21 protein-coding genes are annotated in these 24648 nt (G+C 53.5%); 17 read left to right on the plus strand and 4 right to left on the minus strand.

The annotated features are described in order from the left end of the window. Positions 1–50: 50 nt before the first annotated feature. The 3 genes from ACG2XO_RS12005 to ACG2XO_RS12015 are packed head-to-tail and all read left to right on the plus strand — an operon-like array spanning position 51 to position 3325. Positions 51–1829 (plus strand): glycoside hydrolase family 9 protein, encoded by a 1779-nt coding sequence (locus ACG2XO_RS12005; protein ID WP_410498225.1) that lies wholly within the window; start codon positions 51–53, stop codon positions 1827–1829. Between the two features lie 34 nt (positions 1830–1863). Further along, the gene (gene rfaD, locus ACG2XO_RS12010; protein ID WP_410498226.1) at positions 1864–2868 is read left to right on the plus strand and encodes an ADP-glyceromanno-heptose 6-epimerase; all 1005 of its coding nucleotides are present in this window, start codon (positions 1864–1866) and stop codon (positions 2866–2868) included. Between the two features lie 34 nt (positions 2869–2902). Then, positions 2903–3325 (plus strand): DUF4124 domain-containing protein, encoded by a 423-nt coding sequence (locus ACG2XO_RS12015; RefSeq protein ID WP_410498227.1) that lies wholly within the window; start codon positions 2903–2905, stop codon positions 3323–3325. A 57-nt stretch (positions 3326–3382) separates the two neighbouring features. Here the strand turns inward: ACG2XO_RS12015 and ACG2XO_RS12020 are convergent, their stop codons facing one another. Continuing rightward, complete coding sequence (locus tag ACG2XO_RS12020; RefSeq protein WP_410498228.1) at positions 3383–5284, minus strand: MFS transporter; 1902 nt, start codon at positions 5282–5284, stop codon at positions 3383–3385. Between the two features lie 285 nt (positions 5285–5569). Here ACG2XO_RS12020 and ACG2XO_RS12025 point away from each other — a divergent pair, with 285 nt between their 5' ends. The 6 genes from ACG2XO_RS12025 to ACG2XO_RS12050 all read left to right on the plus strand — a co-directional run bounded on the left by ACG2XO_RS12025 (position 5570) and on the right by ACG2XO_RS12050 (position 12728). Continuing rightward, entirely contained in the window at positions 5570–6367 is a 798-nt protein-coding gene (locus ACG2XO_RS12025; RefSeq protein ID WP_410498229.1) for a DUF1338 domain-containing protein, read from the plus strand. Positions 6368–6416: 49 nt separating this feature from the next. Further along, complete coding sequence (locus tag ACG2XO_RS12030; RefSeq protein ID WP_410498230.1) at positions 6417–7532, plus strand: saccharopine dehydrogenase C-terminal domain-containing protein; 1116 nt, start codon at positions 6417–6419, stop codon at positions 7530–7532. Then, complete coding sequence (locus ACG2XO_RS12035) at positions 7529–9094, plus strand: aldehyde dehydrogenase family protein (RefSeq protein ID WP_410498231.1); 1566 nt, start codon at positions 7529–7531, stop codon at positions 9092–9094. The genes ACG2XO_RS12030 and ACG2XO_RS12035 overlap by 4 nt, the downstream gene beginning before the upstream one ends. Before the next feature lie 52 nt (positions 9095–9146). Further along, a complete protein-coding gene (locus tag ACG2XO_RS12040; RefSeq protein ID WP_410498232.1) occupies positions 9147–11273 on the plus strand; it encodes a prolyl oligopeptidase family serine peptidase in 2127 nt (708 codons plus the stop codon). A gap of 120 nt (positions 11274–11393) precedes the next feature. Continuing rightward, the gene (locus ACG2XO_RS12045; RefSeq protein WP_410498233.1) at positions 11394–12134 is read left to right on the plus strand and encodes a substrate-binding periplasmic protein; all 741 of its coding nucleotides are present in this window, start codon (positions 11394–11396) and stop codon (positions 12132–12134) included. 261 nt (positions 12135–12395) lie between these two features. Then, on the plus strand, positions 12396–12728 hold the full coding sequence (locus ACG2XO_RS12050; RefSeq protein WP_410498234.1) for a YbbC/YhhH family protein: 333 nt from the start codon (positions 12396–12398) through the stop codon (positions 12726–12728). Positions 12729–12838: 110 nt separating this feature from the next. On the opposite strand, the gene yegQ is transcribed toward ACG2XO_RS12050, so the two are convergent. Continuing rightward, positions 12839–14194 (minus strand): tRNA 5-hydroxyuridine modification protein YegQ, encoded by a 1356-nt coding sequence (yegQ, locus tag ACG2XO_RS12055; RefSeq protein ID WP_410500257.1) that lies wholly within the window; start codon positions 14192–14194, stop codon positions 12839–12841. Between the two features lie 169 nt (positions 14195–14363). Further along, positions 14364–15170 (minus strand): DUF4743 domain-containing protein, encoded by an 807-nt coding sequence (locus ACG2XO_RS12060; protein WP_410498235.1) that lies wholly within the window; start codon positions 15168–15170, stop codon positions 14364–14366. A gap of 194 nt (positions 15171–15364) precedes the next feature. On the opposite strand from ACG2XO_RS12060, the gene ACG2XO_RS12065 reads away from it, so the two are divergent. The 8 genes from ACG2XO_RS12065 to rpoS all read left to right on the plus strand — a co-directional run bounded on the left by ACG2XO_RS12065 (position 15365) and on the right by rpoS (position 23677). Beyond that, positions 15365–16885 (plus strand): fumarate hydratase, encoded by a 1521-nt coding sequence (locus tag ACG2XO_RS12065; RefSeq protein WP_410498236.1) that lies wholly within the window; start codon positions 15365–15367, stop codon positions 16883–16885. A 65-nt stretch (positions 16886–16950) separates the two neighbouring features. Beyond that, entirely contained in the window at positions 16951–17730 is a 780-nt protein-coding gene (locus ACG2XO_RS12070; RefSeq protein ID WP_410498237.1) for a hypothetical protein, read from the plus strand. A gap of 175 nt (positions 17731–17905) precedes the next feature. Then, entirely contained in the window at positions 17906–19036 is a 1131-nt protein-coding gene (locus tag ACG2XO_RS12075) for an aromatic ring-hydroxylating oxygenase subunit alpha (protein WP_410498238.1), read from the plus strand. A gap of 107 nt (positions 19037–19143) precedes the next feature. Then, positions 19144–20040, plus strand: coding sequence for a DMT family transporter (locus ACG2XO_RS12080; protein ID WP_410498239.1), 897 nt, complete (start codon positions 19144–19146; stop codon positions 20038–20040). Between the two features lie 55 nt (positions 20041–20095). After that, positions 20096–20839: a 5'/3'-nucleotidase SurE gene (gene surE, locus ACG2XO_RS12085; protein WP_410498240.1), complete on the plus strand. Its 744-nt coding sequence runs from the start codon at positions 20096–20098 to the stop codon at positions 20837–20839. Positions 20840–20879: 40 nt separating this feature from the next. Beyond that, positions 20880–21509 carry a protein-L-isoaspartate(D-aspartate) O-methyltransferase gene (locus tag ACG2XO_RS12090; protein ID WP_410500258.1) on the plus strand — a complete coding sequence of 210 codons (630 nt, stop codon included), beginning with the start codon at positions 20880–20882 and terminating at the stop codon, positions 21507–21509. Positions 21510–21718: 209 nt separating this feature from the next. After that, positions 21719–22708, plus strand: coding sequence for a peptidoglycan DD-metalloendopeptidase family protein (locus ACG2XO_RS12095; protein ID WP_410498241.1), 990 nt, complete (start codon positions 21719–21721; stop codon positions 22706–22708). Between the two features lie 3 nt (positions 22709–22711). Continuing rightward, complete coding sequence (gene rpoS, locus ACG2XO_RS12100) at positions 22712–23677, plus strand: RNA polymerase sigma factor RpoS (RefSeq protein WP_410498243.1); 966 nt, start codon at positions 22712–22714, stop codon at positions 23675–23677. Positions 23678–23804: 127 nt separating this feature from the next. Here the strand turns inward: rpoS and dapD are convergent, their stop codons facing one another. Continuing rightward, a complete protein-coding gene (dapD, locus tag ACG2XO_RS12105) occupies positions 23805–24626 on the minus strand; it encodes a 2,3,4,5-tetrahydropyridine-2,6-dicarboxylate N-succinyltransferase (protein ID WP_410498244.1) in 822 nt (273 codons plus the stop codon). Between the last annotated feature and the right edge of the window lie 22 nt (positions 24627–24648).

Raw genomic sequence — 24648 nt, forward strand, 5'->3', positions numbered from 1 at the left:
GGTCATTAATTTCAATCGCCCCTTATTCAATCGGATCGGACGAGCTTATTTTGAAAATCATTCTGAATCATTTAGGTTTTGAGCCAAAAAGTTATAAAACAGCCTTGATTGACGCTCCTGCTGATGCACTGAGCGGAAAAACTTTCACGGTTTACGATAAGAAAACGCGTCAGGCACTCCACCGTGGCTCTGTGCTTGCCCAGGGGGGGGTTGCCAATTGGACTTATGGTGACGGCAAAAAGCGTTATTACTGGCAAGCCGATTTTTCCGAGCTCGATACTGTGGGCGAGTATTTTATTGCTGTGGATGACATGCAACCGCCACTGGTATCGGCTACGTTCAAAATTGCACCGCATCTGTTGGGCGAATTGCTGATTTCCGACATTGTTCATTACATCAAGGGGCAGCGTTGCACCGGTATTTTTGATCAGGTCGATAATGCGGCGCTGATCGTTGGCAGCGAAATGCGACATGATGTGCATGGTGGCTGGTACGATGCATCGGGTGACGCGTCAAAATACCTGTCTCATCTGTCATTTGCCCAGTATATGAATCCGCAGCAAACGCCGCAGGTCGTCTGGAATCTGATCGATGGTTTGCAGATGCTGGCCGCCCGTCCGGCCTGGCTCGAAGCGCATATCAAATCGGGCCTGATTGCGGATGATGCGAAACAAATCGCTTTTTTCAATAAATGGTTTTTCGAACGCATCACTGACGAAGCCTGCCACGGCGCAGATTTTCTTGTTCGCATGCAATCGGAGCAGGGTTATTTCTATATGACCGTTTTCGATCAGTGGAGCAAAGACGAAACGCGCCGCGAAATCTGCGAATACAAAACCAATAAAGGCGACAAATACGCTACATATCAGTCGGCTTACCGTCAAGGCGGTGGCGCGGCAATTGCGGCACTGGCTCGCGCATCGACTTTGGCACGCGACGGCGAGTTTAGCCGCGAAACCTATCTGAACGCTGCACGTTGCGGTTTTGACGATCTGGAAAAAAATAATCTGAGCTATCTGGAAGACGGCGTCGAAAACATCATCGACGATTATTGTGCACTGTTGGCGACCAGCGAATTGTTTGCCGCGACCCAAGAGGCGCAATACCAGAGTGCTGCCGAGCTGCGCGTGAAAAATCTACTCGCTCGCCAGCAAGCTGAAGGCTGGTTTGTTGCCGATCACCAAGCTCAGCGCAGTTTTTTCCACGCCGCTGAAGCCGGTTTGCCGTATATCGCGCTAATGCGCTTTATCGAAGTCTGCCCGGCGAGCGCCTTGGTCGAACAAATCATAGCTGCGCTGCGCAAAGCGTATGAGTATGAACTCAGAATTACCTTTGCCGAAGTGAATAACCCCTTCGGGTATCCGCGTCAACACGTTATGCAGGATGGCATAGCGGGCAATACCCAGTTCTTTATCCCGCATGACAATGGGACTGGCTACTGGTGGCAGGGTGAAAATGCACGGCTGGGTTCAATTGCTGCAGCGGCGGCGCGCGCACAAGTTCTGTTCTCCAATGAGCCCGAGTTTGTTCAGCAGCTCGCACGCTATGAGCAATCTTCGCTCGATTGGGTACTCGGTAACAATCCGTTTGACGCGTGCATGCTGCAAGGCTGGGGGCACAATAATCCGCGCTACGAGCCGGGCTTTTTCAATGCTGCTGGCGGTGTCTGCAACGGGATTACCAGTGGCCTGGATGACGAAACCGACATCGATTTCCGCCCAAGCGAAATAGCAACGATGGCCAATAGCTGGCGCTGGACCGAGCAATGGATGCCGCATGCGGCGTGGCTCTATCTGGCGCTTTGCCATCGCGTGAGCAAGCCAGTTTAAGCATCGCAATTGAAGAATCAAAAAAGGACAAAAAATGGCCATCATCGTTACCGGCGCAGCCGGCTTCATCGGCTCGAATATCATCAAAGCGCTCAATGAACGCGGTGAAACCGACATTATCGCGGTCGACAATCTGACTCGCGGCGATAAATTTCGCAATCTGGCCGATCTGCAAATCGCCCATTACCTCGATAAACACGACTTTATCGAAGAGCTTTCCGTTGGCGCTTTCGACGGCATGGTAACTGCGGTGCTGCATCAGGGCGCTTGTTCGGACACGATGGAGCACAACGGCAAGTACATGATGGACAATAACTATCAGTACACGCTGAGCCTGTTTGAATGGTGTCAGGCTGAGGAAGCTCAATTTCTGTACGCCTCATCGGCAGCAACGTATGGCAATGGCGAGAACGGCTTTATCGAGACGCCGGATTGCGAAAAGCCGCTGAATGTTTATGGCTATTCCAAGCTGCTATTCGATCAAGTCTTGCGTCAACGCATGGCTGCCGGTGAAATTACCGCGCAAGTCGCCGGTTTCCGCTATTTCAACGTGTACGGCCCGCGTGAATGGCATAAGGAACGCATGGCGTCGGTGGCTTTTCATCATTTCAACCAGTATCAGGCCAGCGGCAAGGTTAAATTATTCGGCGAATATAACGGCTATCCGGCAGGCGGCCATACGCGCGATTTCGTGTCGGTCGAAGATATTGTAAAAGTGAACCTGTGGTTTCTGGAAAACCCCGAAGTTTGCGGGATTTACAACGTCGGCACCGGCCATGCGCAGCCGTTTAACGACATCGCGATCACTGCTGTGAATACCTGCCGCCTTGCCGAGGGCAAATCACCGTTGAGTCTCGACGAAATGCTCGCGCAGGGCATTCTGGAATACACCGATTTTCCGGAAGCGCTCAAAGGCAAGTACCAGTGTTTTACCGAAGCCGACCTGACTTTACTGCGCGAAGCGGGCTATCAGGAAAAATTCCTGACGGTGCAGGAAGGCGTACAGCGCTATGTGGAAAATCTATTGGGTCAGCGCTAAGCTGGTTGCAGTCTTATTTGATTATGGAGTTCATATGCGTCTTTCAATCGGGTTGATGCTGGCAGTCTTTGCATTGACTGCACACGCCGAAGTTTACAAATGGGTCGATGCCAATGGTCGGGTTTTTTACTCGGATCAGCCGCCACCGGCGAATGCGGGCAAAGCCAAAAAAATCAATGTGAAAGAAACTGCCGTAACCAGCGTGGCCTCACCGAAGAAAACGGCTGAAGCCAGCAAGGCCGCTTCGCAAGCCGCTAGCGCCACGCCGGCACCAACGGTGAAACCGCCGATTGATGAAGCTGCGTGCAATGCGGCGCTTGAACGACTCAATTTCCTGCTGGGGGCCAAGCTGTTCAAGGAAGTCAATGAAAAAGGCGAAGTCGAATTTTTAGAAGCCAACAAGAAAAGCCAGGAAATTGCTGATAAAAAAGCGTATCTGGAGAAAAATTGTCGCTGATTCAGCGAGATTTGGACATTTAAACAAGGGCGCTAACTGCGCCCTTGTTTTTGGACGCTACTTCCGGTCGCCACGCAGTGTCAGAACGATTTTTTCCAGTGCTTGCCGTGTCGCTGAATCAGCGCTGACCGGCTCGGCAATGACTAGCGCGATTTTTCCAAACAGCCGTCGCGGCCATTTCATCATTGCAGCGCCATCCTTGCGGCTGAAAAAACTGCCCCACAAACCCTGCAAAGCCATTGGAATAACCGGCACTGGCGTATCGCGAACGATGCGCTCGATTCCCGGCATAAAGCGGTTCATTTCGCCATCACTGGTAATGCGTCCTTCGGGAAAAATGACAACCAGATCACCTGCTTGCAGCGCCTGTGCAATGGCCACAAAAGCGGCGTCTTTCATTTCCGGATTGTCTCTGGTGGTGCCAATCGGAATCGTTCCGGCCGTGCGACAGATAAAATTGACGACGGGGAGTTGGTAAATCTGGTAATCCATCACAAAGCGTACCGGGCGGCGAATCGCGCCAGCGATCACCAGCGAATCCATATAACTGACATGATTACAAACCAGCACGGCAGGGCCCGTTGTCGGAATGTGTTCCAACCCGATTTTCTGTACCCGGTACAAGGTATGCGTGAGCATCCAGACCAGAAAGCGCATTAGAAATTCGGGGATCAGCGTATAGATATAAATGGCAACGACAATATTCATCAGCGCGACGATCAGCAGCAGCGTCCGCAGGCTGATACCGAGGTTGAGCAGAATAATACTCATGATCGCTGCAACGACCATAAACAGCGAGTTCAGAATATTATTGGCGGCGATGGCGCGCGAAGTGAATTCGCGCTCGGTTCGGGTCTGGATCAGCGCATACAGCGGAACGATGAAAAAACCACCAAACACACCGATCAGCAGTATATCGACCAAAACCCGCCAATGCTGGGCTACAGCCATAAACGTACCCAGGGTATATTGAATAGCAGGTAAGTTGGAGGCAGCAAAATACAAATCGATCCCGAATACCGACAAACCAATCGAGCCAAATGGCACCAATCCCAGCTCGATCTGGCGACCTGACAATTTTTCGCACAACATCGAGCCCAGACCAACGCCGAGCGAGAAAGTCGCCATCAGCAAGGTATAGACGTCGGCATTGCCGTGCAGCACCGATTTGGCAAAATCGGGCATTTGCGTCAGATAAATTGCGCCAAAAAACCAGAACCACGAAATACCGAGCAGACAGTTAAATACGGTTTTGTTCTGTTTGACATGGCGAATAATCGCCATCGTTTCGCCCCAGACGTTCCAGCTGATTTTGAGATCAGGCGCGGTCGGCGGGGCTGATGGCATGGCTCGGCTCGTCAAATAGCCGATCAGCGCCACGGCCACACAGGCAAAAACAATCATCGCTTCGCCTGTCCCGCCAGTCCCGCCCGACTGAACAATCATCGTGCCGGCGATCTGGCCGAGCAAAATGGCGACAAAAGTACCCATTTCGATCAAACCATTACCGCCGAGCAGTTCGGCTTCTTTCAGATATTGCGGTAGAACCGAATATTTCAGCGGCCCGAACAGCGCCGAATGCACCCCCATCAGAAACAGACAGAACATCAACAGGCTGGCGTTATGCCAGATAAATCCGGCTCCCGCGGCGAGCATAATCCAGATTTCGAGAATCTTGATCCAGCGCGCCAGCACGGCTTTGTCATATTTTTCGGCCAATTGCCCGGCCAGCGCCGAGAAAATGAAAAACGGCAGCATGAAAACACCGGCGCTTAAATTGACGATGGTTTGCGCATTCATTCCCAGCATCGCCAGGCCATGAAAAGTCACCAGCACTAAAAAAGCATTTTTAAACAGATTATCGTTAAACGCGCCGAGAAACTGAGTCAGAAACAGCGGTAAAAAACGGCGCTGTTTGAACAGATCAAACTGATTGTCTTGATGAGAGTGATGGCTCATGAGGCTGGCTCGAAATAGGGCGTAGGTAGGCAAGCAAAGGTTTCACAGCATCGTTACCTCGCCTTGTCGTACGTATGTACTGCCTGCGGCTTCAGTGTCTTGCTGGAAAACTTTTGCACGGTTACTTGGCAAAGTTTAATCGAAACTGACATTCAAGCGGATGTTTTTATCTGGCTTGACAGCCATAGCACTGAGCAATCACGCCGCTAGTCGGCATGTTGCAGCAGCACACTAGGTTTAACACCTATGTTGTCAGCAAGAGGGTACTCGTCAGGGGGAGGCAATATGCAAACCGGTGATTTTTTTGCCGCCCTGTGGGAAGACTATCTGAAGCTGGCGCCACAGGCTCGCGATATCCGTGCGATGTTCGGCGGCGCTCAGGTGGTCAACGACCATGTGGCTTTTCGCACTTTTGATCATCCGGCCATTGCGCTGGCGGTGCTCGAGCAGCCTTTGCTGGAAATGGGCTACCGGCGCGATGCGCCTTACCGCTTTCCCGACAAGCATTTATCGGCCTGGGGCTATATCCCGGCCAACGCCGATGATCCGCTGATTTTTCTGAGCGAGCTGCATATCGGGCAATTATCTGCTGCTGCGCAAGCGATCATTGAGCAGTTGCTGGCCGATCTGCCCAGCCCTTGCGTCACTGGCGCTGAAATTTTCTATTCAGGACGTCACTGGCCTGCGCCGAGCTGGGCGCAGTATCAGGCGCTCGCGGCAGAGAGCGAATATGCCGCCTGGCTGAGTTTGCATGGATTTCACGCCAATCATTTTACGATTGCCGTGCACAAACTAGGGGTATCGCTTGCTGAAGTAGCTAACAAAGTGGCTGCAGCCGGATACCCAATGAATACAGCCGGTGGCGTCATCAAAGGGACTGAGCAGGATTTGCTGATTCAGGCGTCAACGATGGCGCAGCCAGTGCCGTTTGATTTTGCTGATGCCGGGCTGCAAAACGTGCCGGGCTGTTATTACGAATTTGCCCAGCGATTTTGCGATCCGGCGGGGCAGCTTTATCAGGGCTTTGTTGCTGCAAGTGCCAGCCGGATTTTTGAATCAACCAATCAGTCTGTCAGCATGTAAATAGCGTGGGAGTGCGTTCGCCCGCGAATCTGCATCAGGAGGTTACGGCATGGCCATCCCTGTCACCCTCGTCGGCGCCGGCAAGATCGGTAGCAGCATTGCCAAACTGCTCGCGCACAGTAATGACTATCAGGTGACCGTGCTCGACACCAGCGCTGCGGCACTCGATTTGCTCAAACATCAAGCACTGGTTCGCACGCAACAAATCGCAGCGCAAACCGAATTGGCGCCGCTGCTGCAAGGCCAGCGCGCGGTCATTGCTGCGACGGCCTTTGATAAAAACCACCATATTGCCAAAGCCGCGCTCGCTGCAGGCTGTAGTTATTTTGACCTGACCGAAGACACCGCAACGACGCGCGCGGTGCGTACGCTGGCGCACGATGCCGTGGCCGGGCAGATTTTCATGCCGCAATGCGGGCTGGCTCCCGGTTTTATCGGCATTCTGGCGCACGATATGGCCAGCCGTTTTGACGTGGTTGATACCGTCAAAATGCGCGTTGGCGCCTTGCCGCAATATCCGAGCAATGCGATCAAATACAATCTGACCTGGTCGACCGATGGGCTGATCAATGAATACTGCAATGCCTGCGATGCAATCCGCCACGGCCAGCATATTACGCTGCAGGCGCTCGAAGGACTCGAGCATTTCGCGCTCGATGGACTGGAATACGAGGCGTTCAATACCTCGGGCGGGCTGGGGACTTTGTGCGAAACCTGGGCCGGGCAGATTGCCAATATGGATTACAAAACGGTGCGCTATGTCGGGCACCGCGATTTGATGGATTTTGTCGTCAATGGACTGAAAATGGGTGCCGACAAGGCGCGACGGGATCAGCTCAAACAGATTCTGGAGGCCGCGATTCCGGTGACTTTGCAGGATGTCGTGCTCGTGTTTGTCAGCGCCTGCGGCCATCTGAACGGCCAATACCGCCAGATTACCGACGCGCGCAAAATTTATCATCGGGAAATCTTCGGCGAAGTCTGGAGCGCGATCCAGCTGACGACCGCAAGCGCGGCAGCAACCGCGCTGGATTTGCACTTTGCCGGCCAGCTACCTGATCGCGGCTTTGTCAGTCAGGATGCGATCAGCCTGGCGATGTTTTTAAACAACCGCTTCGGCCAGTACTACGCGATTGACCGCTATGCCGAGGAGATCCCGGTATGAAGCCCTATTCATTAGCCGAAGTGGCTCAGTCACTTGGCATTGCTCACTGGCAAAAAGAGCAAGTCTGGCCGAGCAGCGTCATTCGTGGCCGCACGCACTACGCCCACGCCGCCTGGCACGAATTATCGAGCCCGATTGATTGTGTTTCACACGGTCGGCAGGCCTTGGCGCAAGACGACGAAATCAGTCAGGCCATCGGCGCCGCGCATGAGGCTTTTCTGGTCTGGCGCAACTGGCCAGCGCCGCGCCGTGGACAGGTGGTCAAAGCGATTGCAGCACAAGTCGCGCAGCATAAAACCGAGCTGGCGCGGCTGATTGTGCTCGAAGCGGGCAAAATCGAATCCGAAGCGCTCGGCGAAGTGCAGGAATGGATCGACCTGTGCGATCTGGCGCTGGGGCAATCGCGGCAATTGCACGGGCTGGTGATCGCCAGCGAAAGACCCGAACACCGATTGATCGAACAATGGCACCCGCTGGGCGTCGTTGGCGTAATTACCGCGTTTAATTTTCCGGTCGCAGTCTGGGCATGGAATGCAATGCTCGCGCTGGTGTGCGGCGATGCCGTGGTCTGGAAACCATCGGAAAAAACGCCGCTGACCGCGCTGGCGTGTATGCATCTGGTCAGCAAAGTATTGCACGAGCAGGGCGCTCCGGCCGGGCTGGTTTCGCTGCTGCAGGGCGATGCGCAAATCGGCCAGCAGCTCGCTCAGCATCCGACGATTGCGTTGTTGTCTGCGACCGGCTCGTGCCGGATGGGTCGTGCTGTCGCGCAGCACGTCGCTGAACGCTTTGGCCGCAGCCTGCTTGAACTGGGCGGCAATAACGCGCTGATCATCACGCCGGGCGCTGATCTGGCGCTGGCGATCCCGGCGATTGTTTTTTCGGCCGTCGGCACTTGCGGGCAGCGCTGTACCAGCCTGCGGCGGCTGATTGTTCATGAATCGTTGATCGACGCTGTGTGTCAGCAACTGGTCGGAATTTACGGGCAGCTCAAAATTGGCGACCCGCGCCATACCGAAACGCTGGTTGGGCCTTTAATTGACGGTATTGCCCTGCAGGCTATGAAAAATAAGATCAAGGAAGCAATACAGGATGGGGGTACGGTGCTGTGTGGCGGACAGGTCGTTATCGGCGTTCCGGTTGGGCATTATGTGCAGCCGGCGATTATCCGGATGCCGGGGCAAACGGCGGCGATGATGGAAGAAACCTTTGCGCCGTTGCTGTTTGTCCTCAGCTACCGAACGCTGGCTGAAGCGATTGCGCTCAATAATGAAGTGCCGCAAGGTCTGTCGTCGGCGATTTTTACGCAGGATCAGCGCGAAGCCGAACAATTTATCAGTGCCGTCGGCTCCGATTGCGGGCTCGCCAATGTCAACGTCGGCACCAGCGGTGCTGAAATCGGCGGGGCATTTGGCGGCGAAAAAGCCACCGGCGGTGGACGCGAATCGGGATCGGATGCGTGGAAAAACTATATGCGCCGCAGCACCAATACCATCAATTACGGCGCGAGCTTGCCGCTGGCGCAGGGCGTACATTTTGACGTCAAGCCTGATCCCGAATGAAGGCACAGGATATTTCACTTTATAATCGCGTCCTTTTTGACTGAGCTTGCTGATGACCCAGGACGATTTTTTATGGCTTGAAAAGGCCACGCCAGCCGTCAGCGACTGGGTTAGGGCGCAAAACGAATATACGCAACAGCAGCTCGACCTTGACCCGCGCTTTGCGCCGCTGCACGACGCGATACTCGCCAATATGCAGGACACGCGGCAGATTCCGCTGTTTTCCGTCCACGACGATGTGCTGTACAACTTTCATCAGGATGCCGCACAGCCACGTGGCGTATATCGCGCCACGACGCTGGATGAATACACTCGGGCCGGGACACACTGGCAAACCCAGTGGAAGACAGTTCTCGATATCGACGCGCTGGCAGCGAGCGAGGGCTACGACTGGTATCTGAGCGGCGTCGATCATTGCACGCTGCAACCAACGCGCTGCCTGGTCAACCTGAATATCGGCGGTAGCGATGCCTGCGTGATTCGTGAATACGATCTGGCAACGCAAAGCTTTGTCGCCGGTGGTTTTGAATTTCCCTTTGGCAAAAGCCAGGTCAGCTGGCGCGACGCTAATAGCGTTTTTGTTTGCCCGGCGTGGGATGAAGACCAAATCACCAGCGCGGGTTATTCGCGTGAAGTGGTGCTGCTGGAACGCGGGCAAGCGTGGGAAGATGCCGCGTCGATGATTGTGCTGCCTGAGCAGATTTTGAAAGTGGCCGCATGGAGATTTCTTGATGTGGGTCTTGATGCAGCCGGCGGCGACGGGGTAGTTCCGTTTGATCTGATCGAAGTCGCGCAAGATTTTTACCGCCGCAGCTATTTTTACCTGAATTCGCAACACGGCGGCGATGCCGAGCCGCTGCATCTGCCTTTGCCAGTCCGTTGCGTGATCGAAGCCTACAGTCATGGCGATCTGATCATCCGTCTTGATGCCGACTGGCGCTACGGCGAACAGGATTTTGCTGCCGGTAGCCTGATCGCGCTCGCTTGCGACGCCGCCAGCGGCGAGCTGGGCAGGGCGCAGTTGCTGTTTGCGCCGGATGTGAGTCAAACAGGGTTTGCCACGCAATCGGTGCAGATGCTTGAAGCAACGCTCAATGGCTTGCTGATTGTCATTCTGGATAATGTGACAAGTCGCGTTATTTCAATGCAGTGGTGTGATGACGGGCAGGGAGATGGCCAGAGTGGTCACTGGCAGGAAATCGCCAATCCTATCCGCACCGGCGGCGTGATCGAAATCGTCGCGCAGCCGTGGCGCAGCGACACGCTGTATTACCTGTACAGCGATTTTCTGACTCCCGCCAGCCTGTATCGCCATGAACTTGGCAGCATAAATCCACCGCAATTGCTGCGCGCCCAACCGGCGGCTTTTGATTCTACCGATCTGCAGGTACAGCAATATCACGCCCGCAGCAAAGACGGTACTGCCGTCCCGTATTTCATTGTATGCGATGCTGGTATTGATCTAGACGGCAATACCCCGGTATTAATGTATGGCTACGGCGGCTTTGCCGTTCCGCTGCTGCCGTATTACCTCGATAATCTGGGTGAACACTGGTTGAGACAGGGCGGTGCCTACGTCGTCGCCAATATTCGTGGCGGCGGCGAATTTGGCCCAGCGTGGCACGAAGCCGGGCGTGGTAAAAACCGGCAGAACAGCTTTGTTGACTTTATTGCGATTGCTGAAAATTTGATCGCGCGCGGCATCACGCGACCAGCCAAATTGGCGATTCAAGGCGGCAGCAACGGCGGCCTGCTCGTCGCCACGTGCATGGTGCAAAGGCCGGAATTATTCGGCGCGGTGGTGTGCGAAGTGCCAATTCTGGACATGCTGCGCTTCGATCAGCTCGGCGCTGGCGCTAGCTGGATTGCCGAATATGGTAACCCTAAAAAAGACGCCGAGATATTAGGGGTATATTCGCCTTATCAAAATCTAAAATGCGCTACAGAGCAACACTACCCCAGGGTATTACTCACCACTTCAGCCGAAGATGACCGGGTTCATCCCGCGCACGCCAGAAAAATGGCCGCGAGGCTGCAGGAATTGGGTCACGATGCGCTGTTTTTCGAAAGCCAGAGCGGTGGCCACGCCGGGCAAACCCGACAGCAACACACCGCTGAAGAACTGGCGCGGGTGCTGGTGTTTTTGCGGCAGTGTTTAGTAATGGATAGCAAAATATAAGAAGTGCAGATGCATCCCTAAACTGATGATAATCTTGTAAGGTCAGGTCATCGCAGTAAACGTTGTATTTCATTACATTCAGTCCAACTTGCTGTGCTTAGTTGGACAAGAGGGGAATAAATGCGCATTTTGGCTTGTATTGGCATGCTACTGTCAGCGTTTACTCTGGCAGATGTCCAACTCGTGGTTGGCGAAGTTCCCGGTCATGCCAGTATGACCGAAGCAGGAATGAAAGGCGCGGATTACGATCTGGTCATGGAGATGGCTAAACGTGTGGGCTACAAGGGAAAAATAGAAATTCAACCGTACCCTCGGGCGCTGAAGAGTGGTAGTGAAGGTTCTTCGGTCTTGGTTTTTCCTGTGGCACGCAATCCGGAACGCGAGCAGAAATTCAAGTGGATCACGGAATTAACAGAAGACGAAATCATTGTGGTTGCCAACCGTAACAGTACATTTGATATCAGCAGTCTGGAAGCTGTGAAAAATTTGCGTATTGGTGTGCTGCGCTCTGCCGTAGGTGACATTGTGGCGAGCAAGCAAGCGTTTCCTGGTATCGAACGTGTCGCCAAAGAAGAATTTAATGCAAAAAAACTCAGCCACGGACGGATCGATGTCTGGATCGGCGTCTGGAATGCCATTTTGATCGCCCAGCGCAACGCGGGTTTGAGCCGGAAAGATTTGCGTCGCGGCGTGGTGATACACCGTGCCACAGCACAACTAGCCGCCTCACCAGATTTTAGCGATGCCGAAGCAAAAAAATGGCAAGACGCCCTCAAAGCGATGAAAGCGGATGGCACCTACAAGCGAATCATCGATGCCAATCAATACGAGTTTCCGCCAGTTACGCCACCCAGTCGCTAGGTGCATAGTGCAATCGTACGCAAGCCTCTACGCGATGCAGCAAGCTACGATGCTGGTGTTTTTGTATCGGCAGATTGGTGAAGAGTAGGGGTATTCGACGGCTGATATTGAAGCAACAATACACCGGATGACGTACATCTCATCTATGCGGCGTAATGCCTTTGACGATTACGCCCTACGGCGCAACGAGTTACGGTGCTGCACAAATTTAGCCCAAGCTACGACGATTCGGAATTTGACGAAAATTAAGAGTGGGGCATTATGATTAGACTTATATTTTTATCGTTTAGTGTATTAACTATTTCTTCATTCTTAGCATCAAGTTTATATGCAAATGAAGCTATGAAGCACTCATATGTCCCAGAAAATGGTTTTGTTCCTGATAAACGTACTGCTATTAATGTGGCAGAAGCAATTCTTTCGACTATTTATGGAGTATCGATAATTAAATCAGAAAGACCATTTAATGCTTCATTAAAAAATGGGGTATGGACTGTTGTTGGAACATTACCAGAAGATGCTAAAGGGGGCGTCGCTGAAATAGAAATTTCCAAGTCAACTGGAGAGGTTTTCAGAGTATCGCACGGCAAGTAAGTACATTGTACGGCAGGGGTTGGGCTAAGCCTGCGCAGCCCAACATTCCCAAGCACCCAAAAATTGAAAAAGGCCATCCACGCGGATGGCTTTTTTAATTAAATCAACGGTTAAAACAACCGAGCCAGCAAAGCCTTGTCGTATTGCGCAGCCAGCGGGATTTGCACCTGAATGCCATTACCCGGCGCAACTGCGATGTCCTTGCCGTTTTTATCGCGCATAGACTCGATTTTGACTTCGATATTGCCGCTGGGGTGGATGATTTCCAGTGTGTCGCCGAGTGAAAATTTGTTTTTCACTTCAATCCGTGCCCAGCCATCGTTGTTGGCGATGATTTCGCCGACAAACTGGCTGCGTTTGGCTTTGGAGTGGCCGTCAAGGTAGTTTTGCGCTTCGTGCGTGTAGTGGCGCTGGTAGAAGCCGTCGGTGTAGCCGCGATTAGCCAGTCCATCCAAATCGGCGAGCAGGGCTGGGTTGAATGGGCGGCCGGCAACGGCGTCGTCAATGGCCTGACGATAGACCTGCGCGGTGCGCGCGACGTAGTACAGCGATTTGGTGCGGCCTTCGATTTTCAGCGAATCGACGCCCATTTTGACCAGCCGCTCGATATGCTGCACGGCGCGCAGGTCTTTGCTGTTCATGATGTAGGTGCCGTGCTCGTCTTCCATAATCGGCATCAGCTCGCCGGGGCGATTGCCTTCTTCGATTAGATAAGTTTTGTCGGCCAGTGGATGGCGTTCTGCACCGCCACAAGCAGCGAAGTTCTGGTTGCCCTCGGACATGGCTTTGTTGAAGTCAAACTGGATGACCTGTGATTTTGCTTGGACATCACCCGCATCGTCTTCGATTGTGTCGTGCGTTTTGTAATCCCAGCGGCAGGCGTTGGTGCACGTACCCTGATTTGGATCGCGGTGATTGAAATAGCCCGACAGCAGGCAGCGGCCGGAGTAGGCGATACACAGCGCGCCATGAACAAACACTTCCAGCTCCATATCGGGGCAGAGCTGGCGGATTTCTTCGATTTCATCGAGGCTCAGCTCACGCGACAGAATCACCCGCTCCAAACCCAGCGATTGCCAGAATTTCACCCCGGCGTAGTTCACCGTATTGGCTTGCACCGACAGGTGAATCACCTGCTCGGGCCAGCGTTCGCGCACCATCATGATCAAGCCGGGGTCGGCCATAATCAGCGCGTCGGGCTTCATCGCGATCACCGGCTCCATGTCAGCGAGATAGGTTTTGATCTTTGAGTTGTGCGGCAGGATATTGCTGGCGACGAAAAACTTCTTGCCGCGTGCGTGCGCTTCTTCAATGCCGAGCGCAATTTCTTCCAGGCCAAATTCATTATTGCGCGCGCGCAGGCTGTAGCGTGGCTGCCCGGCATAAACGGCGTCGGCACCAAAATCATAGGCGGCGCGCATCCGGTCTAGCGTACCGGCGGGGAGGAGGAGTTCGGGGGCTTTCAACATCGTGTTGTGGCTCTGGTGGCAGGTTAATCGTAATGGGCGCGATTTTATCGCCCATCACCCCGCCAGCCCCGGGCGAAAATCTCGGAGTTTGATCCAGATCAAGTTTTGCCTTGAGGCTTCAGACACGCGGCAGATGCGATGTCTTTTCAGTGACGCGGCTAGCCGGCTATGTGCTTGCCAGTCGAGTCAGCAGCCGCGCGGTCACTAGGCCGGCATCCCAGGTCATTTCGGGCAGCCGCGCGGCGCATTCGGCCATGCTGACGCAATGAAAGGCCGCAACTTCCCCGTCGGTGTTGTGCGGAATCACCTCGGCGGGCAGTTGCAGATCGTAGCAATACAAAATCTCGTCGTGTGTGCCGTCGATCTCATTGCGCGTGCTGCGGATTTGCTCGATGTAGACCGCTTGCTGTGCGATGTGCTGGTTGATTCCAGCTTCCTCGGCCAGCTCGCGTACAACACACTCCGCTGCAGATTCACCCTGGGGTATACCGCCAGCAGCCAGATTATCCAGCTTGTCCGGGTCTATACCCTTGGTGGGTGAGCGGCGAGCCAGCCATAAATCGCCATTGTGGCTAATGCCATTGATGTGCACCGCTTTGCTGCACAGACCAAAACGGCGGAATGCGCCGCGCTCGAGCGTAAACAGCGTCGTCGTGGTATCAAGTTGGCCGTTTTCGATAGGGGGGTGAACGGCGTATAACTCGTCGCGCCAGACTTTGATCCAGCCGGTTGCGCGCAAATGCAGCGCAGCGGCGTTCATCAAGTCTTGCAATTGCGGGTTTTCCAGCTCAACAACGACGGTGTTCGTCTGCAGCGCAAAGCGCGAATCAAATTGATTCAAGACACTAGCGACGGGCATTTCCAGCCAGCCGAGCGCTTGCCCGTTGACGATCAGGCGCAGCAAGGCGCTGGTGTCGAACTGCGGTTGACTGGCCAGATAGCGTTCAATGAGTTGACTAGAGTTTGAAGACATTAAATCCTACTGTGTCGCTGTCCGTAGTGAGGTCAATTTTGCTACAATCGCGCCCACGATGCATATCGCTAAGTAGCAAGACAAAAGTTCCCCCGCTGCCGTGCCTCGCCGTACTATTTGTACTGTCTTCGGCTTTGCGCCTTGCGTGGATCCTTTTGTAGCATTACTTACTTCACGCCCCACGGAGCCCAATCATGACCAAGATCCGCCAAGACGATCTGATCGCCAGTATCGCAGACAGTCTGCAATACATCAGCTATTACCACCCGAAAGATTATATTCAGGCACTCGGCAAAGCCTACGAAGCGGAAGAAAGCCCGGCTGCGAAAGATGCGATTGCACAGATTCTGACCAATAGCCGCATGTGCGCCGAAGGCCACCGCCCGATTTGTCAGGATACCGGCATTGTGACGGTATTCGTGCGCGTCGGTATGGATGTGCAATGGGAAGGAGCGACGATGTCGGTGACCGACATGATCAACGAAGGCGTTCGCCGCGCTTACCTGCATCCGGATAACAAACTGCGTGCGTCGATTCTGATGGACCCGGCCGGTGGTCGCAAAAACACCAAAGACAACACGCCTGCCGTAATTCATTACGAAATCGTACCGGGCAATACCGTTGACATCGACATCGCGGCCAAAGGCGGCGGTTCGGAAAACAAAACCAAATTCGTCATGCTTAACCCATCCGATTCCATCGTTGATTGGGTATTGAAAACCGTACCATTGATGGGCGCGGGCTGGTGTCCGCCAGGTATGCTCGGCATCGGTATCGGCGGCACTGCCGAAAAAGCGATGGTGATGGCCAAAGAAGCGTTGATGGAAGAAATCGACATTCACGAGCTAATCGCGCGTGGCCCGCAAAACCGTGTCGAAGAATTGCGTATCGAGCTGTACGAAAAAGTGAACGCGCTCGGTATTGGAGCGCAAGGCTTGGGCGGTTTGGCAACCGTGCTGGATGTCAAAATCAAAGACTACCCAACGCACGCAGCCAGTCTGCCAGTGGCGATGATTCCGAACTGCGCGGCAACGCGTCATGTGCATTTCACGCTCGACGGCTCAGGCCCGGCCGAACTCGAAGCGCCGAAACTCGAAGACTGGCCAGCAGTCACGTGGACGCCGTCAGCCGCCGCAACCCGTGTTGATTTGAATACCGTTACGCGTGAAGAAGTGGCGAGCTGGAAACCGGGTCAGACGCTGCTGCTGAACGGCAAAATGCTGACTGGCCGCGATGCAGCGCACAAGCGCATGGTCGAAATGCTCAACAAAGGCGAAAAACTGCCGGTTGATTTTGCTGGCCGCTTTATTTATTACGTGGGCCCGGTTGATCCGGTACGCGAAGAAGTGGTTGGCCCGGCTGGCCCGACGACCGCAACGCGGATGGACAAGTTTACCGATCAGGTGCTCGAACAAACCGGGCTGCTTGGCATGATCGGCAAGGCCGAGCGCGGCCCGGCGGCGTGCGAGTCGATCAAAAAACACCAGTCGGTGTATTTGATGGCCGTTGGTGGCGCAGCGTATCTGGTTTCCAAAGCGATCAAGGGCAGCCGCGTGGTGGGCTTTGAAGATCTGGGCATGGAAGCGATTTACGAGTTCGACGTCGTTGATATGCCGGTGACTGTGGCAGTGGATTCGACTGGTACGTCGGTGCACGCGATCGCGCCGAAAGAGTGGCAGGCCAAAATCGGCAAAATTCCGGTCACCAGCAATTAATGTCTTATCACCCGGCCTTGGTGCCGGGTTTTTTTATATTTTCTTTCCTTAATCAGCCCCAGCCCATGTTCAAAAAAATCCGCGTTACGATTCTGTTAATGATTTTACTCAGCGTTGCGCTGAGCGCCTGGCGCACTCAGGACAAGGCGGCAGAATGGAAGGTGGGGCAGTATGTCTATCTATATCCCGTTGATACTGGCGTTGATGAATATACCTCTGAATATATCAAGTCGATCAATGGCGATAGCTGGCAGGGCATGCAGCAGTTTTTCAGTCGCGAGGCCGAGGCGTATGGGTTAAAGCTCAGTACGCCAATTCGCGTGATGGCAGGGCCTCCGATCAGCGTTGCACCGCCTGCGATGCCATCAAAACCGTCGATGCTTGCAACGATGTGGTGGAGCTTGCAGTTACGCTGGTGGGCGTGGCGCCATACGCCCGAAACGGCGGTCAAACCCGATGCGCGGATTTATTTGTTGTATCACGAAGGAGAGCCGGGGGCGGTCTTGCCGCACTCAATCGGGATTGCCAAAGCCCGCCTGGGCTTGGCCAATCTGTTTGCAACCTCTGCGATGGAAGGCAGTAACCAGGTCGTGATTGCACATGAATTGTTGCATATTTACGGTGCAAACGATCATTATGATCGAGCCAGCAATCAGCCGATTTTTCCGCAAGGCTTTGCCGAACCCGAGCAGGTGCCGTTGTATCCGCAAAGCAAGGCCGAGCTGATGGCTGGGCGAATTGCGCTCGATGAAAATCGCTCCGTGATTCCGGTTTCACTCGATGAAGTGCTGATCGGTGAAACCAGTGCCAGAGCAATTGGTTGGATCAAGCAGCCGGATAACTAAATCATTGAATCCGCGGCCTAATTGCGACCGGGGGTGAATTCTGCAATAATGGCCGGCTTTTTTCGGGTCGGCCTTTGGCTGGCGATTTATTTTTCTGATGGCTTGCCCACCCATCGTTACATGGTTTTTCCGTGTACAAAGTGGCAAGACCTTCTAGCCCAGGGGGTATTGGATTATGTCCAATCTGGCTACAGCGACTGACGCCATCAAGGCTTCGCTGGATTTAAAGACACCACTGCCTGTCGCCGCTTATTTTGACGAGCAATTGTATCAGCTCGAATTGGCAGCTTTATTTGCCAAAGGCCCGCGCTATATTGGCCACGAGCTGATGGTGCCCAATGCGGGCGATTATCATGTACTCGAAGCTGATAATGGCGCGCGCTATCTCAAACGTACCGATCAGGGCGTCAAAGTTTTTTCCAATGTGTGTCGTCACCGTCAGGCCAGCATGCTGACCGGGCGTGGCAATGCTGCGCATACCGTTTGCCCTTTGCACCGCTGGACTTACGATCAGCACGGCCAGTTACTCGGCGCACCACATTTTCCAGTTAATCCTTGTCTACATCTGCCGCAAACCGAGCTGACTAACTGGAACGGTCTGCTGTTTGAAAATAACGGTCGCGATATCGAAGGCGATTTGAAAAATCTGGGCGTTCGCAAAGACCTCGATTTTTCTCGTTACGTCCTGCACAGCGTGCAGGTCGATGAATATCAAGGTAACTGGAAAACCTTTATCGAGGTCTACCTCGAAGACTATCACGTCGTGCCATTTCATCCCGGGTTAGGCAAGTTTGTCGAGTGCAACGAGCTGAACTGGGAGTTTGGCGACTGGTATTCGGTGCAAACGGTTGGTGTGCACAATGCGCTGGCGCGCCCCGGATCGAAAACCTACGAAGAATGGGCCAATCAGGTCAAACGCTATGGTCAGGGCGCTTTGCCCAAGCATGGCGCGATCTGGCTAACGTATTACCCGAATATCACGGTCGAGTGGTATCCGCATACACTGGTGATCTCGACGATTATTCCGACCGGACCACGCAGTTACAAGAATGTTGTCGAGTTTTATTATCCCGAAGACATCGCTTATTTCGAACCCGATTTTATTGCTGCCGAACAGGCGGCGTATGCCGAAACAGCGGTTGAAGACGTTGAAATTATCAACCGGATGGAAGCGGGGCGGAAGGTGTTGTTTCAAGCGGGCCGCAATGAGGTCGGGCCTTATCAGAGCCCGATGGAAGACGGAATGCGACATTTTCACCAGTTCCTGCGCCGCGAACTGGGTGATGCCATCAGCAAGTTAGAATAATTAGCAGTTGAGCAAAAGGCAGCGCAAGCTGCCTTTTTTATTTATGGGTATGGAGCTGTATTAATTGATGATATTGCTTTGCGTGGCAATACATCCTATGGGTATAGATGAAAAAATTATTGTTCGACGGCATCGCACGCGCCAAGCAGTCTGGCCCATTCTGGATGGTGATGGCAGGTCTGACTTTTGCTGTGATGGGTGTGTTTGTCAAACTGGGTAGCCAGACTTTTTCAACGGCAGAGCTGGTGTTTTATCGTTGCGCCGCCGGTTTGATCGGCATTGGCATCATCGTGACTTTGCGTGGTCAGTCGCTGAAAGTCAGCCGTACGAGCTTGAAACTGCATCTGAGTCGCAGCATTTCCGGCTTTATTGCGTTGATGCTGTATTTTTATGCAATCAGCCATTTGCCGCTGGCAACGGCAGTCACACTCAATTACACCTCGCCGATTTTCTTTGTGCTGGTACTGACTTTGCAGCAACGGCAATGGCCGCACTGGAACCAGATTTGCAGTGTTTTGCTCGGCTTTGCCGGCGTGGTGCTGCTGCTCAGACCGACGATCAGCAATGATCAATGGTTGGCGGGTCTGCTGGGGCTGGGCTCTGGCGTGCTGGCCAGCATTGCCTATTTGAATGTCAGCGAGCTGGGTAAGGCGGGCGAGCCTGAATGGCGTACTGTTTTCTATTTCTCGCTGGTTTCAACGCTGGGCGCGGCGTGCTGGATGCTGTTTCAGCCGCAAGCCTTGCACTGGCCGAGCTTGCATGGCTGGGTGATCGTGATCTGCATGGGTGTGGCGGCGACGCTGGCGCAGCTGTCAATGACCCGGGCATATCGCAAGGGACGCTCGCTGGTCGTCGTCAGCCTGGCTTATCTGACAGTATTGTTCTCGACGCTGTTTTCCTGGGGAATCTGGGGTGATCGTTTGTCCGTCTTGTCGTTGCTTGGCATGCTGCTGATCGCTGGTGCTGGAATCTGGGCGGGTGCTACACGACTGCAACGCGGTTGAGATCGCGATTTGCCGCGCCTTGTGTTCCAGTTAGAATGCGGCAACGGAGAAAAATATGCGTTTTTTGATCAGTAATGACGATGGTTATTTCGCCCCCGGTATTGCTGCATTGGCGATGGCCTTGGGCGACGAGGGCGATGCACTGGTTTGCGCTCCCGAACGCGATCGCAGTGGTGCGAGCAATTCGCTGACGCTCGATCGACCTCTGCAGGTTCGTACCTCGCCATCCGGTTTTCATTACGTCAATGGCACGCCGACCGATTGCGTCCATCTGGCCGCCACCGGATTAATGGAAACGCCACCCGATATGGTCGTTTCCGGCATCAATCATGGTGCCAATATGGGTGACGATACGATTTATTCCGGTACTGTGGCTGCTGCCACCGAAGGTTTTCTGCTCGGAATTCCATCGATTGCCATTTCGCTGGCGTCGCGTAATCCGGTTCATTTTGATACGGCGGCGCGTGTGGCGTGCGAGCTGGTGCAGCGTTATAAGCGCGAACCGTTTCGTGGCGCGGTGCTGCTCAATGTCAACGTACCCGATCTGCCTTATGAGGAATTGAAAGGATATGCCGTGACGCGCTTGGGGCGCAGGCATAAATCGACTTCGGTGATTCGCAGTAATAACCCGCGTGGCGATACGATCTGGTGGGTGGGGCCTATCGGTGATATTGCCGATGCCAGCGAAGGCACCGATTTTGACGCGGTAGCGCGCGGTTTTGTTTCGGTGACTCCGCTTTGGGTCGATCTGACCGCTTATCCGCAGCTGGATTTCATCACTAACTGGATAAATACATGATCTGGATGAATGCATGATGGCAACAACTGCTGGAACCGGAATGACTTCGGCGCGAACCCGCGCCAGACTTGTCGAACGCTTGCGCGCACAAGGTATTAGCAATGAAGAAGTGCTGGGAATTATGGGGCATATTCCTCGGCATGAATTTATCGACGAAGCACTGTCGCACAAAGCTTATGACGATACTGCGCTGCCGATTGGCTTTGGCCAGACTATTTCTCAGCCTTATATCGTCGCACGGATGAGCGAGCTGGCTGCTGCCGTTCCCGAGCGCAAACTTGCGCTGGAAATTGGCACCGGTTGTGGCTATCAGACCATGGTGTTGTCCAAATTATTCAAAACGGTACACAGTATCGAGCGGATCGGCGGACTGGTTCGTAATACCCGTGAACGACTGAGCCGTCTTGGTGTGCATAATGCCCGGCTGCGTCACGCCGATGGCAGTGGCGGTTTGCCAGATCTGGCGCCTTTTAATGTCATTCTAATTACCGCCGCCGCGCCGATAGTGCCGGAAAACCTGATCAGCCAGCTTGCCGATGGCGGACGGCTGATTTTTCCGGTCGGCTCGCAAGAGCAGGAATTGCGGATGATCGAACGACAAGGTGATGACTTTCTCGAAAGCCGCCTGGAAAAAGTATTGTTCGTTCCTTTATTGCCCGGAGTTGCCTGAGTTTCGAATACGCAGGTCTGATTCTGGGCTTGGCAAAAGCCGCGTGCGTTGAGAGGAAGTGTGTGCTTCTGATCATAAAACAAACGTCAACTGCTTTAGGGGCATGTTGAGCGCGAGTTTTGCTTCCTGCGCGTGTAAACTATCCATTCGTTTTTGCTGCCCGGTGCATGCCGCGGGAGCTGCTTTCTTTTTTGCCGTAGGAGATGTGTGTGCGCATTGACTGTTTAACCCTGATTGCGTCAGTGATTTTGCTAACAGGCTGCGCGACGTCGCGCACGGCACCGGCACCGATTATTGATGGCAATGTCGATATTAATAATTCTGCTGCAATTGCACGCCCAGGCACCACGACGAGCAATGTCAATGGGGTAAATGCCTATGTGGTTAAAAAAGGCGACACGCTTTATCGTATTGCCAGCGACAATAAAGTTGCTTATCAGGATTTGATGGTTTGGAACAAATTGGCCGATGCCAATATCAAGGTTGGGCAAGTTCTTGTTTTGTCGGCACCTGTCGGTGATGCGGGTGTCACGATCACACCATTGAGCGATGTTGCTCCAGCTCCATCTCCAGTTTCTGCAGTTGTGGCCAGTGCGCCGGTGGCGGTAAAAACCTCACCTAAAGCATTAAAAGAGCCCTATAGCGCGAAGGCTGCGGTAACGATGGCGTCAGGTGCGAGTGAGGGGAAAGTTGCGGTAAAACAACAAGCGGCATCAGCTGTATTACCTGCTCCATCCGCCAAGCCTGCCGGCAAAGCTGCATCGGCCACCTTGGCTGCAAGCCCTGAGAAATCAGGCGCTTCAGCTACAGCGTCAGCTGCTGCCACAAGTAGTGGTTCGGTTGAATTTGGCATGCCGACGAGTGGGAAAATATTGCGCAATTTTAGCGCTGAAAGTAAAGGCGTTGATATTGCAGGGAAACTTGGGCAATCTATTGTTGCGTCAGCCGAAGGAAAGGTAGTTTACGCTGGTGCAGGATTGCGCGGCTACGGCAAGATGGTGATATTGCAACACAGTAATGGCTATCTGAGTGCCTATGCTCATAACGATAAATTGCTGGTCAAAGAGGGAGATGTCGTTAAAAAAGGTGAAAAAATTGCTGAAATGGGCAAGAGCGATACGGATCAAGTGAAGTTGCATTTTGAAATCCGTAAAGGTGGAAAACCCGTGGACCCCGGCAAATTCATCGCGACAGAATAAATCATGAGTGAACAAACCATTGAGCAAGACCTCATTATTGACGACGTTGAAGTTCTCGAAGCTGAGGCTGAACTAGACGAAGAAGCGGAAGAAATCGAGGCGGAAGCCAAGGAGGATCCCGAACGCTACGTCAGTGAAAGCACTGGTGATGTGACGCAAATTTATCTGAATGAAATCGGGCAATGCAAATTGCTCACGCCAGATGAAGAGCGCGCTCTCTCGCGCCGAGTCGTTCAGGGTGATTTTGCTGCCCGGCAAAAAATGATCGAGCACAACCTGCGCCTGGTCGTGAATATCGCCAAGCATTACATCAACCGGGGCATGACGCTGCTCGATCTGATCGAAGAAGGCAATATCGGTCTGATGCATGCGCTGGAAAAATTCGACCCGGAACGCGGTTTCCGTTTCTCGACTTATGCCACCTGGTGGATTCGTCAGAGCATCGAACGCTCGATCATGAATCAATCGCGTACGATTCGTTTGCCTGTGCATGTCATCAAGGAGCTGAACGTGTATCTGCGCGCCCAGCGCCACCTTGAAGCAACGTTGGGACATGATCCGAGTATCGAAGATATTGCCCATCTGGTCGGTAAGGATGTTGACGATGTTCGCCGTGTCATGGGTTTGAATGAACGTGTTGCCTCGCTCGATGCCCCGCTGGATATCGATCCGATGCTGACCATCGGTGAATCCATTCCTGATGATCAGCACGATGGCCCGGAAACCACTTTGCAAAATTCAGAAGTCGAGCGCTATGTGCGCGAGTGGATGAAGCAGCTCAATGAAAAGCAGCGCATGGTGATCGAGCGTCGTTACGGCTTGAACGGCTACGAGATCTGTACGCTGGAAGATCTGGCTGCCAATTTAAGCCTGACCCGCGAGCGGGTGCGTCAGATCCAGATCGAGGCACTTGATCAGTTGCGCCGTATTTTGCGTCGCTACGGTGTGACGCGCGACGTCGTACTCTAAGCCCATTTCTTCACACCCCCAAATAAAAAAGCCAGTCGAGTGACTGGCTTTTTTATTACTGCATCATCATGGGTATTGCTCCATAGGCAAGGTGAAGTCTTAGCTGTAGAGCAATACCCCTACAATATTAGATGCCGCGCAACAATTCGTTGATACCCACTTTAGAGCGGGTTTTCGCATCGACTTTCTTCACAATCACCGCGCAGTACAGACTGTACTTGCCATCGGCTGAAGGCAAGTTGCCTGATACCACAACTGAACCAGCCGGGATGCGACCGTAAGTCACTTCGCCCGTTTCGCGGTCATAAATGCGCGTTGACTGGCCGATATACACGCCCATTGAAATCACCGAGCCTTCTTCAACGATCACGCCTTCAACCACTTCCGAGCGCGCGCCGATAAAGCAGTTGTCTTCGATAATCGTTGGGCCGGCTTGCAGCGGCTCCAGAACGCCGCCAATGCCAACGCCACCAGACAGGTGAACGTTTTTACCGATTTGCGCACAAGAGCCCACCGTTGCCCAGGTATCAATCATCGTGCCTTCGTCAACGAAAGCGCCGATGTTCACGTACGAAGGCATCAGCACGACGTTTTTGCCGATGAACGAGCCTTTGCGCGCAATCGCATTGGGCACCACGCGGAAGCCACCTGCGCGGAAATCCGCCTCGGTGTAGTCGCCAAACTTGCTTGGCACTTTATCGAAGTAATTGGTGCAGCCACCGTCCATCACGACATTGTCGTTAATGCGGAAAGACAGCAAAACCGCTTTTTTCACCCACTGATTGGTTACCCAGTCACCGGAGGTTTTCTCGGCCACGCGCAGCTGGCCTTTATCCAGCGCATTGATCACTTCGTTAATGGCGTCGCGCAATTCGGCAGAGACATTGCTCGGCGTAATGTCGGCACGGTTTTCAAACGCGGTTTCGATGATGGATTGCAGATTGCTCATAATGACTCCGTTAAGTTAACTG

The organism is Chitinibacter sp. S2-10, from assembly GCF_046530675.1.
Taxonomy (GTDB): Bacteria; Pseudomonadota; Gammaproteobacteria; order Burkholderiales; family Chitinibacteraceae; genus Chitinibacter.